We start from the raw sequence: 14,160 nt of genomic DNA, 5'->3' as shown, positions 1-14,160 counted from the left end.
CTACCTGGTTTATTAAGCGCGTCTGCGGCCCCGCGGCCGCCTCTCGCCCCTCGGTCGTGCGGCGGCCGCTGCGGATCAGGAGACCTTCTCCTCGGCCACTGCGGAAACGAACCCCTCGGGATCCGAAACCGGCGGCTTGATCACCGGCGCTCCGAGCTCGTTCGACATCAGACCGCCCGGGTTCTGAAACTGAAACACGAGCGTGTCCGCGTCCACCGGCACCGCCGGCAGCACCCAGACGAAGCTGAACGGCGTCGTCTCGAACGGCGAGGCACCCGTCGGCACGCCGTTTACGAAGACGGTAGCCGCGGGATCCACGTTCGCCGCCGTGAACGTAAGAGCGACGTTCGTATCCGTCGTGAAGAAGTCCGCCAGCTGCCGCGAGTAGTTCTCGCTACACGCGACCGGGAAGCCGCTGCTCCTCGTGACCGACACGAGGAAGGGCTGGGCGTCCTTCGCAACCGAGAAAGGCGCACCGCCTACGAGCGGCGCACCGCCGGTGAAGGTCACCGCGTCCGCTCCGGAGAACGACGCAATCAACGCCGCGAGCGAGATCGAGCCACCCGGCACGCCCGATCCCTCGAACTCGCCGGTCATCGGATCGTAGACGAGATCCACCTGCGCGCCGACCGCCACTCCGGCGGCGAGGAGCTGGATCTTGCCATCGTCGGCCGCCCCGAGGAGCAAGGTCGTCGCACCGACCTGCGGATCCGACACCGTCGCGGTCGCCTGCCGACCGAGGATCGCGGACGGCCCACTCGCCTGCTCCAGGATGAACTGCTCAATCGCGTCCGTAAGGACGAATCCCTGCGAGCCGGGCACGTTGTACTCGAGCTCCGGATGGCGGAAGAACGTCGACAGGAAACCCTTCAGACCGGCGCTCGCGCGGGGCACGCCCCAGTCGTCGAGAACGCGGCCCGTGGCCGTCGCGCCCACGTCCTGCCGGTAGCGATCGAGCCCGAGGAGCCAGTCGTACAGACCGCCGCGGCCGTCATCCTCGGTCAGGAAGCGGTCATGGGCTCCGAGGAACGTGATCGCCTCGATCGGCTCGATGGGATTCGCACAGAGGCCGCCGAGGAAGATTCCCTCCAGCGTGCCGGTGCCCGAGAACGGCTGCGCGTGACATCCCCCGACGCCGCAACTCTCCATGTCGGCGCCGACGGCAAAAGCGTTCTGCGAGCCCTGCAGCGTGAGCGAAGCCCGGTCGAAAGCGACGAACTGCTGGGCGGGGTCGCCCATCCGGTCGAGCAATCGTTGCCAGACGATCGGGTCACGTGGTGCGCCGTTGCACGGGATCCCGCCCTCGACGAAGTCCTTGTACCGCGCCCGATTCGTCACGAGCAGACCGAGCTGCGCCTCGGGAGACAGCACATCATCCGACGGCCGACCCGCCGGCGGCGGCTGGCGCAACGTCTCGATGTACTGCCAGGTGAGATCGGTATCGCACGCAGTCGGGGGAACACCCTGCCCGAACAGGTTCGACACGCCGTCTTCCATGATCTTCTTCCCGTTGCACTTGTCGCCGGACCAGTGGTGCGGGAACGTGTCCTTCACCTGGCGAAGCGTCATCGTCGCGCGGATGCCGTCGTTGCAATCGAGTAACCACACGAGCTGATCGGTGTCGCCGTCGGGATGACACGACGCGCAGGAGAACGATCGGTTCGTCGAGAACTTGTCGGAGTTCATGAGGTGAAAGCCGTGGCGCTCTTCCATCGGCAGCGGATTGTCCCCGATCGATCCTTCGGCCAGCAGCTCCTCTTTCTTTGCGTGCCACCGTTGGACCGTGAAGCTCGCGGCGTTCAAGACGAATACGCGGGAACTGCTTTCCCGCACGAGAGCCCGCGGCACGAGACCGACGTCGAGGCGACTCTCCACGACCCCATCCCCATCCATCAAAACCATTCGATCCGCACCGGCCGCGGCGACCGCGATCCGCTTGTTCGACAGGGAAACCAGGGCGTACGGGGTCGAGGCGCGAGAACTGGCGTTCGGTTCCGTCTCCCCCGGGTCCACGTCGATGTCTTGCGTGCCCGCCCACGACAGGGCGCCAGTCGACTTATCGACGTCGAAAACCGTCACGCGGTTGCGGAAGGGGCGATCACCGAAATCTTCGTCGTTCCGAGCGTGGGTATTGGCCAGGTAGAGTTTCTTGCCGTTGCGGCTGAACGCGACGCCGTAGTTGAGGGTGCCCGGGTCCTCCGGCATCCCGGCGCTGGTCGAGACGATCTGGTCCGTGCTCGTGTCGATGATCACGACATCGTAGTCGGGAATGCGGGGGTTGATGCCGATTGGCTCGGAAACCGCTAGGAACGCATTGATCCGGCCGCCGACGAAGCAATTGAAGGCGTCCCGGAAGTCGGGATCGCTCGCGTCCATGTAGCCCGGCTGCGTCGGGTCGAAGAGCGCTGGCTTGGCCGCGGCGAGCCCACCGCAGTTCTCGGTGATCGGAGCACCCGGATCCCCCAGACCCGTGAGGTTCTGGTCGAAGAAGTCGTACGCCACCTCGGTGCGATTCCCCGACGACAACCCGGCCACGGCGAGGAACCGACTCTTTCGATCGAGGACGATCGAACGCGGGTCTCGGGTCGGCACATCGATCATCGACGTAATCGTCAGCGTCGGGATGTCGATCACGGCAATCTGATTCGTTGCCGACGAAGCAACGTAGGCCTTCTCGTCCTTCTTCACGGCGATGCCCATCGGCTCAGCGAGAAGAGGTCGGCCGTCGGCATCACGCAACTCGATCGTCTTCACAATGTTCAGCGTCATCGTGTCGATGACGCTGATCGTGTCCGACGTCCAGTTCGAGACGAGAACGTGCTTGCCGTCGCGGGTCTGCGCAATCGAGGACGGGTCGAGCCCGACCCTCACACTCGCCACACGGTCGAGTGTGGCCCAGTTGAGAATCGACACCTCGTGATTGAGGCTGTTCAGCACCCAGACGTGTCGACGGTACGGCGAGCCCTTCGCCTTCTTGAGCTGCAACATGGGCGTCACCTGCGGCCCACCGAAGTTCAAGAACCCCTGGTCGGCCGACGTGATCGGCGCAGTGCCCACGGATGGATACGCCGACGAGCAATCGAGGGTCTCGGTCGAGAACGACGGATCGCACGGGTTGTCGATCGGGTCACACTGCGCACCGAGGTGCGGGACCCACAGGAAGATGGACAGAATCGATGAGACGACAGACAGACGGATCGCGCGGCAAGACATGAATTCTCCTCCCCGCAGTGACCGCCCCCCCGAGCGCTGCGAATTTGGTTGGTCTATAGACTGATTGCCGCGACGCGCGGCCCGAGTCCAGAGGTTTCTCAAAGAAAATCGGCGCCAAGAAGCGCCTCCGCCCGATCTTGACAGTCTAAATGAAAATGATTATCAATTTCTCTCGGACGGACTCTCCGGCTTCGTTTCTGCACTCATGCCCTCCCCAGGAACATCAAGACCGAAAGCCCGAACGGCTCCGAGAGCCGGTGCGCTTGCGGCAGTCTGCTCGCGCGCGTGGGGCCCGATGGTGTCGAGCTGAAATGCCGACGCTGCCGGCGGCTGGTCCTGATCCCGTGGAACACCGGCCTGCGCTGGCACGACCTCGATGTCTCGTGGGACGAGCCGAGCGCAGCCCCCACCCAAACCCCAAGCGGCCCGCGGCATCGTTCCCAGAGCCCACTGCCCGACTTACGCATCGAGTCCGGCCCTAGGAACTCAGAATGAAGCTCCGCAAGAGGTCCCCTGATCCTGCTCGTCGCGCTCTGCGTTCTGCAGATCGTTCCCCCCACCGCCTTTGCCGCGGGCACCAAGGAGCGGATCCGCCTTCTCGAACAACAGCTCAAGATGATGCAGGGCGAGCTCCAGAACCTGCGCGAAGACGCCGTCAAAGAAAAGGCGGAGGCCGAACGCGCGCGTATCGAACAAGAGAACAAGACCAACGTCGTCGCCGAGACCATCGACTCGTTGAAATCGGCCCTCACGATTCCCGAGCTGATCGATCTTGCCGGTCAGTACGGACTCGCTCCGGCCGCATCGAAGGTCTACAAGCGCGACCGCGGTCTCTCCATCGGCGGCTACGGCGAGATCGTCTTCTGGAAGCCCACGACGAATCGCGTACGCACGAGCGGCGGCGTTACGGTCGACCAGACGCGTTCGGACGCGCAGCGACTCATCCTCTACGCGGGCTACAAGTTCAACGACGGGCTCGTCTTCAACTCAGAGATCGAGTTCGAACACGGTACGACCGACCCCACCGTGACGCAGGGGAGCGGTAGCGGGTCTCAAGTCCGCATTCCAAATGCTCTTACGACCATCTGGGAAGCACACGGCCAGTGGCGTTGGCGCGGCATCGAAGCCCGCTCAGTGTTCGCCGCCAGCTGGCTCAGCGACGCCGGGGAGCTCACGACGGCACTTCGCGAAGCCAGCGAGTTCGACGCCGACGAGACGATCGCGAACCAGATGCTCGGTGTGTACGCGGAGGTGGGCTACAACGTCCTGCCATAGTTCCTCTCAGACCCGGTGCAGCAGGTGCTGCCGTTCTTCCGCTACGAGTACAACAACACGCAGCTTCACGTGCCCGCGGGGGCGACGTTCATGGCCGACGGCGCCTTCCAGGATCGCATCGGGACGTCTCGGATCGAACTCCGAGACACGGGTTCTGTCCGGTTACCGACCGGCATGACGATCGACCTCGGCGGCCTCGCCAAGGGTTTCGCGCTCGATCGCATCGCGGGCAATCTCCGAAGCCATGGCGTTCACTCGGGGCTTCTCGACTTCGGGCAAAGCGTCGGCCACCTTTGGTCGAAACACCGAGATCGACGGACGTCGCTACTCGCACGTGATCGACCCCCGATCCGGGAGGCCGGTCGACGGCGAGCGTTTGGCGTTCGTCATCGCGCGAAGGGCCAGCGTCGCCGAGGCACTCAGCACGAGTCTCATCGTTCTCGGCCCGCAGGGGCTGGCCCTCGTAGAGGCCCGAGACGACGCGGACTCTGGACGACCGCCGGCTTCGATCGGGCGACGGACTTCCGACCCTCGGACCCCGCGTCCCTCCGGCAGAATCTCGCGAAATGAGCCGGCCCGGCAAAGGCGGCCCTGGTGGCCCGAAGTCGTGCTATCATCGGGGCGTGCGAAAGGTGCTCCTGAAGGCACTCATCGTCCTCGCCGTCTCTCTCGCGGTCGCGACACCGCAGTGGGCCCGTGCGAACGCGATCACCGTCCTTGGAAACTCGGATGCGCACGACTGCTTCCTCAACGCATCCACCCGATCAAGCGCGGCGGACTCCCTAGAAAGCTGCAAGCAGGCCCTGCGCACAGGAGAGTTGTCCACCCGCGACCACGCCGCGACGCTCGTGAACATGGGCATCATCCTGAATGCTCTCGCGCGCATGGACGAGGCGATGAAGGTCTTCAACGACGCGCTCGCCCGTTCCCCCAACCTACCCGAAGCCGTGCTCTCCCGGGGCAACAGCCACTTCCTACGCAAAGACTACGACCTCGCCATCGCCGACTACGAGCGGAGCCTCGAGTACGGCGTGAAGGACCCGGCCGCCGCGCACTTCAACCACGGAATGGCGCACGGCAAGAAGAAGAACTTCAAACAAGCGGCGCACTCCTACCTGCGAGCACTCGAACTCAACCCGGACTTCCGGCGCGCACAGGCGCGTCTCGACCGACTCGACAAAATGGGCCTCTCGAAGCAAGCCGCGCCGAGACCCAAACCACCTACGACGCGCCAGTAGACCCCTGTACCAGTGAGAGCGCTTGGCCGTGATAAAGCCGGACTTCGAGGAAAGGCCCCCCCGTAACTCGACCTGCCCGACGGCGAGACGCGGGCTGATGTGCACGATCGGGGCGCGACGACAGTGACGGTTAAAGAAACCGCCGAGATTAAAAAAAGTCCCTACCGATTCCGCTGAATGGTGGAGGCCCCCACCCTGTTTCGGCGAACAGCCCGCGGGCCAGAGGGCGTCGTGCGAGCGGCTGCTCCGGCGATCGAGTTGTCGGAAGAACGCGCAGCGCTCTTCGTCGGTTCCGAGGCGCAGGTCCTCGCGGGCCGCGTTGTAGACGTCTTCCTCCTGGGTGGTCTCCGTCGACATGCGGAGACCGCCACCTGCGGTCGTGTCGAGAACCATGAAGGACGGCGACGTCGGGGAACATCTGCGGAACGTCGATCAGATCCTCCGTATCGTCGCGCCGGTACGAGCGCAAAAGAAGCTCGGCGGGCTACCCACGCAGGTACTGCTCAACCTCGGCGTCGCTCATGGCCGCCACCTTCTGCTTCGCGGCCAACCAGTCCGCGGCGTCGCCGTTCGCAACGACGAGCGCGAGGAGAGTCTCGTTCGAGCTACCGGGCAAGCCCGGTGTCGCATCATCGGTGAAGTTCTCGGCTTCCGCGAGCGAGACCGACCGCAGGCCCCCGCTCTGCGAGACCGGGCGGTGGAACAACCCTCGCGCCGCCGGCGCGCGCAGAAGCGCGATCACGTCACGACCTCCGGCAGATTCACCAAAGATCGTCACGTTGTCGGGGTTCTTGCCGAACGCGGCGATGTTTTCGCGCACCCACGCGAGAGCAGCGACCATGTCGAGCACTCCCTAGTTCCCCGAAAGCTCTTCCGGCGCGGCATCGGCTCCGACGAGTGATTCGTGTCGGAACCATCGGAGGGGGCCTGTCGGGAGCAGCCGTCGTACATGCGGCCACGAGCAGAAGTGCCCGCACCAGGGGTCGCTGCATCCCGGAAAACTGGTCCGTAGGCGGCCCGATTCAAAACGGGCGGATTCGGCGATCGTGGAAGGTGGCCCGGGCTACTCCGTCACACACGTGACCAAGTCGTCGACAAAGACCGCGATCTCCTCGCGCGACGGCGGCGCCTCGCCCTGCATCTTCTGGGCGTATCCGAACAGAGACATGTAGACGGCTTCGTCCCGACACTTCGTAGCGAGGTCCAGTTCGGCCGACGCCGCCAGCTTTTCGTTCCAGCCGCGCCGGACTTCGGCCCAAAACGGCGCCGTCGTGCGCCAGTAGTCGTCGGAGGCGGTGAAGTCGAAACCCTGCAACCGCTCGTACCGGTTGACGCCCAACTCGCGGGCCCGTTCCTTGCGCGGCTCGGTCGCGGACGGCAGGACCGTCTTCCGATTGTCCTCTTCGTGAACCCAGCCGCCCGGGACGATCGTGTGCCGATTCACAGCCGAGAGCAGATCGTAGTCCTTGCGAACGCTGCTCTCGCGACGCGGAAGCGGGCGCCCCGTCTCGCGGCCCGTCCACGAGGAGAACGACGGGCCGTGCTCCCACCGCCCGACCGAAGCGTACCGCGGCGTATCATCCACTTGATACACGGACTGACTCCACGCCTCCCGGCGCTCCGCAGGCGGTACCGGGCGACGCTTCCAGTGCCGTCGGCCGACGTACTCATGCAGAGTCTCGGGTTCGTAGCGCCAGTCCTGTCGCCAGTGCTTCTGCACGAACGGACCTTGCCGATTCCCCTCCTCGTCGATGAACACCATCTCCAAAATGTGCTGAAGCGAGATGAAGTCACCGCGGTCCTCGACGACGTACACGCGCTCGGTGCCCCAGGAACGATAGGGCGCCCGCGGCTTGAACGGAGGCTCGAAGACGACGGTCTCGAGGAAATCGAACGACGCGCGGTAGTCCCCCGCCATCGCGAGGATCGCGGCGCGATCCTTCGCGGCAGGTGCCGCGGCCTGCAGGCGCTTCCAGGCCGCCGACGGGACGGGAGCGAGGACGACATCCTCCCCCCGCGTCGTGCCACCCCGCGGAGCCATCTCCGAGGTGTCGATGAACGGCCACGAGAACACGTACGCCGGCCCAGGCCGCACCGGTCGAGCCGACGCGCAACCCGCGGCGAGAACCAGCGCGCCCAACCACGCGACGCCGCGCACTACCGCGTGGCGCATTTTCCGTCGCCCGTAGATCCGTTCCGACATCCTGCCGATCCTGCCCCGTTTTCGAGGCGAACGCGAGAAGCCTTCGAGCGGCCGACCTTCTAGTCGTCGCGCGCGTACAGAAAGGCCACATCGAAACGGCGCCCTGGCGGTCCGCCACCACGGCGAACCGCCCGGGCGGGATGTCGACCGGCCCGATGAACAGCGCACCGCCGAGCTCCGGCACGCGCGCCACGGTGGCATCGCAATCGCTCGCGGCGAAGTAGACGGCCCAGCTCGACAGGGTATCACCCATCTCCGCCGTCCACGGAAGGATCCTGCCGTTCAGCCGGTCGCCGACGAGGTCGTCTTCGGCGCGGATGTCCATCGCCGGCATCAGCGACTTTGCGCCCAGGCTCTCCACCCGCGCCACCGCCTTGTCGACGTCCTCGACGCTCACATAGCCATTCCATGCCGGCGGCACCCCAGCGGCGATCATCTCGGCGCCCATGCCGCCCATTCCCGCGACATCGATCTCGTTGTTCTGAAACGTCGTGTAGTTGTCGCCCTGATCTTCCGGCGCCGCCTCGTGGGTCTAGGCGAAAGAGCGCCACAGAAAGCGACCGCCGCCTTCGAATCTGGCACCAGTGAGGTCGGCCCGGGACGACCTGCCAAGTCGAGAGAGGCGTTGCCATTCTCCTCACATCTTCCTACGCTCGGATCCGGATCGAGAATGCAGCACAAGAGGACTACACGATGTCGGAACGCCGCTTGGCCGTCGTCACGGGGGGGGAGCTCCGGGATCGGCAAGGAGATCTGCCTCCATCTCGCTCTCGCGGGATGGGATGTCGCCGCCACATACGGCGGAAACCACGACGGCGGTCGCGAAACCGCGAAACAGATCGAGGACTCGGGCGTCTCCTCCCTCGTCCGCGCGTCCGACGTCGGCCTCGCATCCGCGCTGGAGGAGTACTTCGCCGAAGTTCGCAACACGTTCGGTCGCGCCCCCGAGTTGATGGTGAACAACGCGGGCACGCAGAAGTGGAGTCCCTTCCTCGACCTCACCGAAGAGGACTGGGATACGGTCATCCGCACGAACTTGAAGGGAACGTTCCTCGGAACCCAGATGGCTGCACGACAGATGGTCGACGCGGGCATCGGCGGGAGCATCGTCAACATCGGTTCGGGCTGCAACAAGGTGCCCTTCCCCGAACTGGTGAGCTACACCGCGTCGAAGGGTGGGATCGAGTTGCTGACGCGCTCGTCTGCGATCGAGTTGGGCCGCTTCGGGATCCGGGTGAACTGCGTGGCCCCGGGCGCCATCGAGATCGAACGCACCCAGGTCGAATCGCCCGGGTATGCGGACACGTGGAGCCGGCTTGCGCCTCTCGGCCACGTCGGGGCCCCGCGCGACGTCGCGAACCTCGTCGAGTTCCTCGCGAGTCCGAAGGCCGACTACATCACTGCGCAAACTATCTGGGTCGACGGCGGCGCCTTCACGATGCCGAATTGGCCCTACGACGAGGAGAGCGCCGGCGGGCACTAGCCCGTCCATGCGCCGAGAACCCATGGCCGACTACACCGACCGACCCGGAGAGCGCCCCTCGTACCGCGTCTCCGACGAAGCGAAGGACGCCGAGACCGAACGCCGCCGGCTCTCGATTCTCGGCGACCTCCGCGACCGCCACAGCGCCGAGCATCTCACGCGAGCAGGGCTGACCACCGGTTGGCGCTGTCTCGACGTCGGGTCAGGAGGCGGAGCCCTCGCGCGCTGGATCGCCGACCAGGTCGGCCCTACTGGCTCGGTTCTCTCGACCGACATCGACATTCGTTTTCAACCCGAGGGCGCCGGCAACCTCGAAGTCCGCCAGCACGACATCGTGAAGGAGGATCTTCCCGAGAACGAGTTCGACCTCGTCCACGCGCGAGCCGTCCTGCAGACCATCGACCAACGCGAGGAAGTCCTGGACAAGTTCGTTCGCGTACTGAAGCCTGGCGGGTGGCTCCTTGTCGCGGACCCCGAGTGGAGCGCGTTCGAGCAGCAGCCGCTACCCGCCGCCTTTCGCGCTCTGTACGAGACGATGATGGACGTCGCAGGGAAGTTGAACGGCTACGACCGTCATTGGGCCAACCGGATGCTCTCCTCCTTCCAAACCCGCGGACTCGAAGAGATCGAGTGCCGCGGTGACGTCAGCACGATGTACGGAGGAACCGACAGCGCCGAGTGGCTGATCCTCGCGTACGAACGAGGTGCCCCGAGCCTCGTCCAAGCCGGCCTGATCGACCAGGCAACCGTCGACGAAGGCCTCCGGGAGGCCCGCCGCGACGACTTCCTGATCCTGGGCCCCATCTCAATGGCCTGCCGCGGGCGAAAGCCCGCCGGCTAGCGCGGGAGGGGCGGCTGGCTAGCGCTCGACCAGGACGGCGAGAGCCTCGCCGCCGCCGATGCAGAGAGTCGCAACGCCGCGCTTCGCTCCGCGCTCCGCCATCGCGTATAAAAGCGTCACCAGGATCCGCGCGCCCGACGCGCCGATCGGATGACCCAGGGCCACGGCCCCGCCGCGAACGTTCACCGCGCCCAGCGAGATCTCGAGGTCGCGTGCGCAGGCGAGGCTGACGACCGAGAATGCCTCGTTGATCTCGTAGAGGTCGACGTCTCCCGGCGTGAGCCCCGCGCGCTCAACGCACTGACGCACCGCCCCGACGGGTGCGGTCGTGAACCACTCCGGCGCCTGCGCGCAGCCTCCGTACGAAACGATGCGCGCGAGCGGCTCGAGGCCTTGGTTCTCCACGGCTTCCCGGCTGGCGAGAATCAGCGCCGCCGCACCGTCGTTGATCTTGGAGGCGTTCGCCGCCGTGATCGTGCCGTCCTTCTGGAACGCCGGCCGCAGCTTAGGCATGTTGTCGAGCTTCGTGCGCCTCGGCTCCTCGTCCAGTTCGACGACCGTGTCACCCTTGCGCCCCTTCACGGTCACGGGGACGATCTCTTCGGCAAACCGACCGCTGTCCTGTGCCGCGAGGGCACGCGCGTAGCTCTCTCGTGCGAACGCATCCTGGTCCTCGCGAGAGAACCCGTATTCCCGCGCGCACGTTTCTCCCGCGTTACCCATGTGGAAGTCGCCGTACGGATCCCACAGCCCGTCGAGGATCATCGAGTCGACGATCTCACCGTTGCCCATGCGATACCCAGCTCGCGCCTTCGGCAGGAGATACGGTGCATTCGACATCGACTCCATGCCACCCGCCAGGACGATCTCGTCATCGCCGAGGAGAATGGATTTGGTACCCAGGAGGACGGCCTGCAAGCCGGAGCCGCAGACCTTGCTCACCGTGGTGGCCGGTGTGCGATGGGGCACATCCGCGTAGATCGCCGCCTGACGAGCCGGCGCCTGGCCCACTCCGGCGCTCAAGACGTTGCCAAAGAACGTCTCGTCGACGCCACCCGCCGCGATGCCGGCTCGGGAGAGCGCTCCCGCGATCGCCGTGGCACCGAGCCGCGGCGCGACGATCGATTCCAGAGCCCCCTGAAAGGAGCCGATCGGCGTACGCGCGGCTCCGACGATGAATACGTCTCGATTCGACACCCTGCCTGTTTGCCAGAAACGAGGCGCCCGACGCTACCGCGCGGGAATCGATCGCTCGTCGAATCTCCATGCGCCGCGCAACGCGATAGCGGACCGCCCGATGGAACAGACCGGACGCATTCGAGACCTCGTGACGAAGATGATCCAACAGGTGGGTCAGGGCGACTTCTGGTGGGCGCCGTGGCCGATGTCGTCTCGGGAATCGTACTCACGTACACGCGCGCGTTCCACATGGGCGACCGGGTGCGGATCGCGGACGGCGAGGGCGACGTCCTCGACTTGGTGAGCTGAGACCGCTTACGGCATCCGAACGCGCTCGACCAGCGCGAGCGAACGCTCCGGCGGAGCCGGCGTGCCGGCGGCGACCGCGTAGGCCACGGCAAAGTTGAGCACCATCCCCAGCGTGCCGATGCCCTCGGGCGAGATGCCCCAGAGCCAATGGTCCGCGGTGTTCAACTCCGGAGCCAGGAACTTGAAGTAGATGATGTAGCTCGCCGTGAAGCCGATTCCAGCGACCATCCCGGCGATCGCGCCCGGAGCGTTCATCTTCCGCGAGAAGATCCCGAGCGTGACGGCCGGGAAGATCGATGCGGCCGCGAGTCCGAACGCGAAGGCGACGACCTGCGCCACGAAGCCAGGTGGCCGGATCCCGAAGTAGCCGGCCACGAGCACCGCGAAGCCCGCTGCGATCCGCGCGGCCAGGAGTTCGGCGCTCTCGCTGATGTCGGGAGCGAAGCTCTTCTTCAATAGATCGTGCGCGACCGAACTCGAGATCACGAGGAGTAGCCCGGCCGCCGTCGACAACGCGGCTGCCAGAGCGCCCGCGGCGACGAGACCCACGACCCAGGCGGGCAGGTTCGCGATCTCCGGATTCGCGAGAACCATGATGTCACGGTCGATCTCGAGCTCGTTCTTGCCTTCCGCAGCCGGCCCGACGTAGCGCACGAGACCATCACCATCGTGATCGTTGAACTCGACCAGGCCGATCTTTTCCCAGTTGTGAACCCACGACGGCAGTTCGGCGTACGGCTGCCCGGGGATCGTCTGCAGCAGGTTCGTCCGCGCGAAGGCCGCTACGGCCGGCGCCGTCGTGTAGAGGATGGCGATGAACACCAGTGCCCAGCCGGCAGAGCTGCGCGCCGCCGCCACCTTGGGGACGGTGTAGAAACGCACGATCACGTGCGGCAGGCCGGCCGTGCCTATCATTAGCGCCGCGGTGATGAAAAACACGTCGAGCGTGCCCTTTGTTCCTTCGGTGAACGCGACGAAGCCCAGGTCGAGACTGAGTTGATCGAGGCGGTCGAGGAGCGCGACGCCGGAACCATCGGCGAGCGTCGAGCCGAAGCCGAGCTGCGGGATCGCGTTCCCCGTCATCAAAATCGAAATGAAGATCGCGGGCACCAGGTACGAAAAGATGAGGACGCAGTACTGCGCGACCTGCGTGTAGGTGATCCCCTTCATGCCACCGAGCACGGCGTAGAAGAAGACGATCGCCATGCCGACGATGACACCCGTCTCGATCTCGACGTCGAGAAATCGAGAGAAGACGATCCCGACGCCGCGCATCTGCCCGGCGACGTACGTGAACGAAATGAAGATCGCGCAGGCGACCGCAACGATCCGCGCCGCCCGCGACGCATACCGGTCCCCGATGAAGTCCGGCACGGTGAACTGACCGAACTTCCGGAGATACGGAGCGACGAGGAGAGCGAGCAGGACGTACCCACCCGTCCACCCCATCAAGTAGACCGAGCCATCGTACCCCATGAAAGAGATGAGCCCGGCCATCGAGATGAACGAAGCCGCAGACATCCAATCCGCGGCGGTGGCCATTCCGTTCAACACCGGCGGCACGTGCCCCGACGCGACGAAGAAATCTGCGGTATTGCGCGCGCGCGTCGCGATCGCGACGCCGATGTAGAGCGCGAACGAAACGCCGACGAGCAGGAACGTCCAACCCTGGATGCTCATCTCGCTTCGTCCTCTTCGTCAGCACCGAACTCGCGATCGAGCCGATTCATCAGGCCGACGTATACGAAGATCAGGGCCACGAAGACCAGGATCGATCCCTGCTGCGCGAACCAGAACCCGAGCTTGAAGCCGCCGAGCCGGATCGCATCGAGGGGCTCCCGAAGGAGGATCCCGAACCCGAAGGAAACGACGAACCAGACCGCCAGCAAGATCGAGAGGTATTGGAGGTTGCGCCGCCAATAGGCGGCGTGGCGCTCAGCTTCGGAAAGATCGCTCACGTGGCCGGGAACCTACTGTGAACAGGCCACCCGGCTCAAGACATGGGGTTCAAGGCATCGAAGACCGACCCGGTCATGAGACGGATGCACCGCTCGCTCGCGTAGACCCGCTCACCGCCGAGGAGATCTCCCTGCCGAAAGAGCACGCCGACGATCCGGTGGCTCTCCAAGGTTCCATCGATCTCGAGTTCCACCCGGTACTCCTGAGCGACGGACGACCGATTCACCCACTCGTCCACGAGCTCGGTATTGCGGGCAGCCGAGACGAAGCCGCGAAACAGCTCTTCGTAGTACCGCCGCACGAGGCTTTCCCCGCGCATGCACAGCCCGATCGGATGAAACTCGTACACCGGGTCGGGCACGAGCGTGGACATGACCCCTTCGAGATCCTGCTCGTGTTCGAGCCGGGCGTGTCGCGTACCCAGGTCGAGCATCTTGTCCGCCGTCCACGCCTCGGACAT

At 65.4% G+C, this 14,160-nt stretch carries 13 protein-coding genes; 5 read left to right on the top strand and 8 right to left on the bottom strand.

Annotated features, from left to right (window positions below; translation table 11 throughout):
* Window positions 1-75 precede the first annotated feature (75 nt).
* The gene (locus P8R42_16165) at window positions 76-3,213 is read right to left on the bottom strand and encodes a YncE family protein (protein MDG2306149.1); all 3,138 of its coding nucleotides are present in this window, start codon (window positions 3,211-3,213) and stop codon (window positions 76-78) included.
* Window positions 3,214-3,828: 615 nt separating this feature from the next.
* Between P8R42_16165 and P8R42_16160 the strand changes: the two genes are divergently transcribed.
* Complete coding sequence (locus P8R42_16160) at window positions 3,829-4,488, top strand: hypothetical protein (GenBank protein MDG2306148.1); 660 nt, start codon at window positions 3,829-3,831, stop codon at window positions 4,486-4,488.
* Between the two features lie 162 nt (window positions 4,489-4,650).
* Here P8R42_16160 and P8R42_16155 read toward each other — a convergent pair whose 3' ends face one another.
* On the bottom strand, window positions 4,651-4,779 hold the full coding sequence (locus tag P8R42_16155; GenBank protein MDG2306147.1) for a hypothetical protein: 129 nt from the start codon (window positions 4,777-4,779) through the stop codon (window positions 4,651-4,653).
* 332 nt (window positions 4,780-5,111) lie between these two features.
* Here P8R42_16155 and P8R42_16150 point away from each other — a divergent pair, with 332 nt between their 5' ends.
* On the top strand, window positions 5,112-5,726 hold the full coding sequence (locus P8R42_16150; protein MDG2306146.1) for a tetratricopeptide repeat protein: 615 nt from the start codon (window positions 5,112-5,114) through the stop codon (window positions 5,724-5,726).
* Between the two features lie 484 nt (window positions 5,727-6,210).
* Here the strand turns inward: P8R42_16150 and P8R42_16145 are convergent, their stop codons facing one another.
* Together P8R42_16145 and P8R42_16140 are read right to left on the bottom strand one after the other, a co-directional pair.
* On the bottom strand, window positions 6,211-6,567 hold the full coding sequence (locus P8R42_16145) for a carboxylesterase family protein (GenBank protein MDG2306145.1): 357 nt from the start codon (window positions 6,565-6,567) through the stop codon (window positions 6,211-6,213).
* Window positions 6,568-6,789: 222 nt separating this feature from the next.
* Window positions 6,790-7,929, bottom strand: a complete 1,140-nt coding sequence (locus P8R42_16140; protein MDG2306144.1) for a hypothetical protein — start codon at window positions 7,927-7,929, stop codon at window positions 6,790-6,792.
* Window positions 7,930-8,599: 670 nt separating this feature from the next.
* Here P8R42_16140 and P8R42_16135 point away from each other — a divergent pair.
* Together P8R42_16135 and P8R42_16130 are read left to right on the top strand one after the other, a co-directional pair.
* Window positions 8,600-9,412: an SDR family oxidoreductase gene (locus P8R42_16135; GenBank protein ID MDG2306143.1), complete on the top strand. Its 813-nt coding sequence runs from the start codon at window positions 8,600-8,602 to the stop codon at window positions 9,410-9,412.
* Window positions 9,413-9,434: 22 nt separating this feature from the next.
* Window positions 9,435-10,253: a methyltransferase domain-containing protein gene (locus P8R42_16130; protein ID MDG2306142.1), complete on the top strand. Its 819-nt coding sequence runs from the start codon at window positions 9,435-9,437 to the stop codon at window positions 10,251-10,253.
* 18 nt (window positions 10,254-10,271) lie between these two features.
* Here P8R42_16130 and P8R42_16125 read toward each other — a convergent pair whose 3' ends face one another.
* Entirely contained in the window at window positions 10,272-11,450 is a 1,179-nt protein-coding gene (locus P8R42_16125; GenBank protein MDG2306141.1) for an acetyl-CoA C-acetyltransferase, read from the bottom strand.
* Between the two features lie 171 nt (window positions 11,451-11,621).
* Here P8R42_16125 and P8R42_16120 point away from each other — a divergent pair, with 171 nt between their 5' ends.
* Window positions 11,622-11,741, top strand: coding sequence for a mechanosensitive ion channel (locus P8R42_16120; protein ID MDG2306140.1), 120 nt, complete (start codon window positions 11,622-11,624; stop codon window positions 11,739-11,741).
* Window positions 11,742-11,747: 6 nt separating this feature from the next.
* On the opposite strand, the gene P8R42_16115 is transcribed toward P8R42_16120, so the two are convergent.
* From P8R42_16115 to P8R42_16105, 3 genes are read right to left on the bottom strand one after another with little or no spacing between them, the layout of a single operon-like run.
* Complete coding sequence (locus tag P8R42_16115) at window positions 11,748-13,421, bottom strand: cation acetate symporter (GenBank protein ID MDG2306139.1); 1,674 nt, start codon at window positions 13,419-13,421, stop codon at window positions 11,748-11,750.
* Window positions 13,418-13,699: a DUF4212 domain-containing protein gene (locus P8R42_16110; protein ID MDG2306138.1), complete on the bottom strand. Its 282-nt coding sequence runs from the start codon at window positions 13,697-13,699 to the stop codon at window positions 13,418-13,420. The genes P8R42_16115 and P8R42_16110 overlap by 4 nt, the downstream gene beginning before the upstream one ends.
* A gap of 35 nt (window positions 13,700-13,734) precedes the next feature.
* Complete coding sequence (locus tag P8R42_16105) at window positions 13,735-14,160, bottom strand: hypothetical protein (GenBank protein MDG2306137.1); 426 nt, start codon at window positions 14,158-14,160, stop codon at window positions 13,735-13,737.

This window comes from Candidatus Binatia bacterium, assembly GCA_029243485.1.
Lineage (GTDB): Bacteria > Desulfobacterota > Binatia > UBA12015 > UBA12015 > VGTG01.
This window is presented reverse-complemented; position numbering and strand designations above follow the sequence as displayed.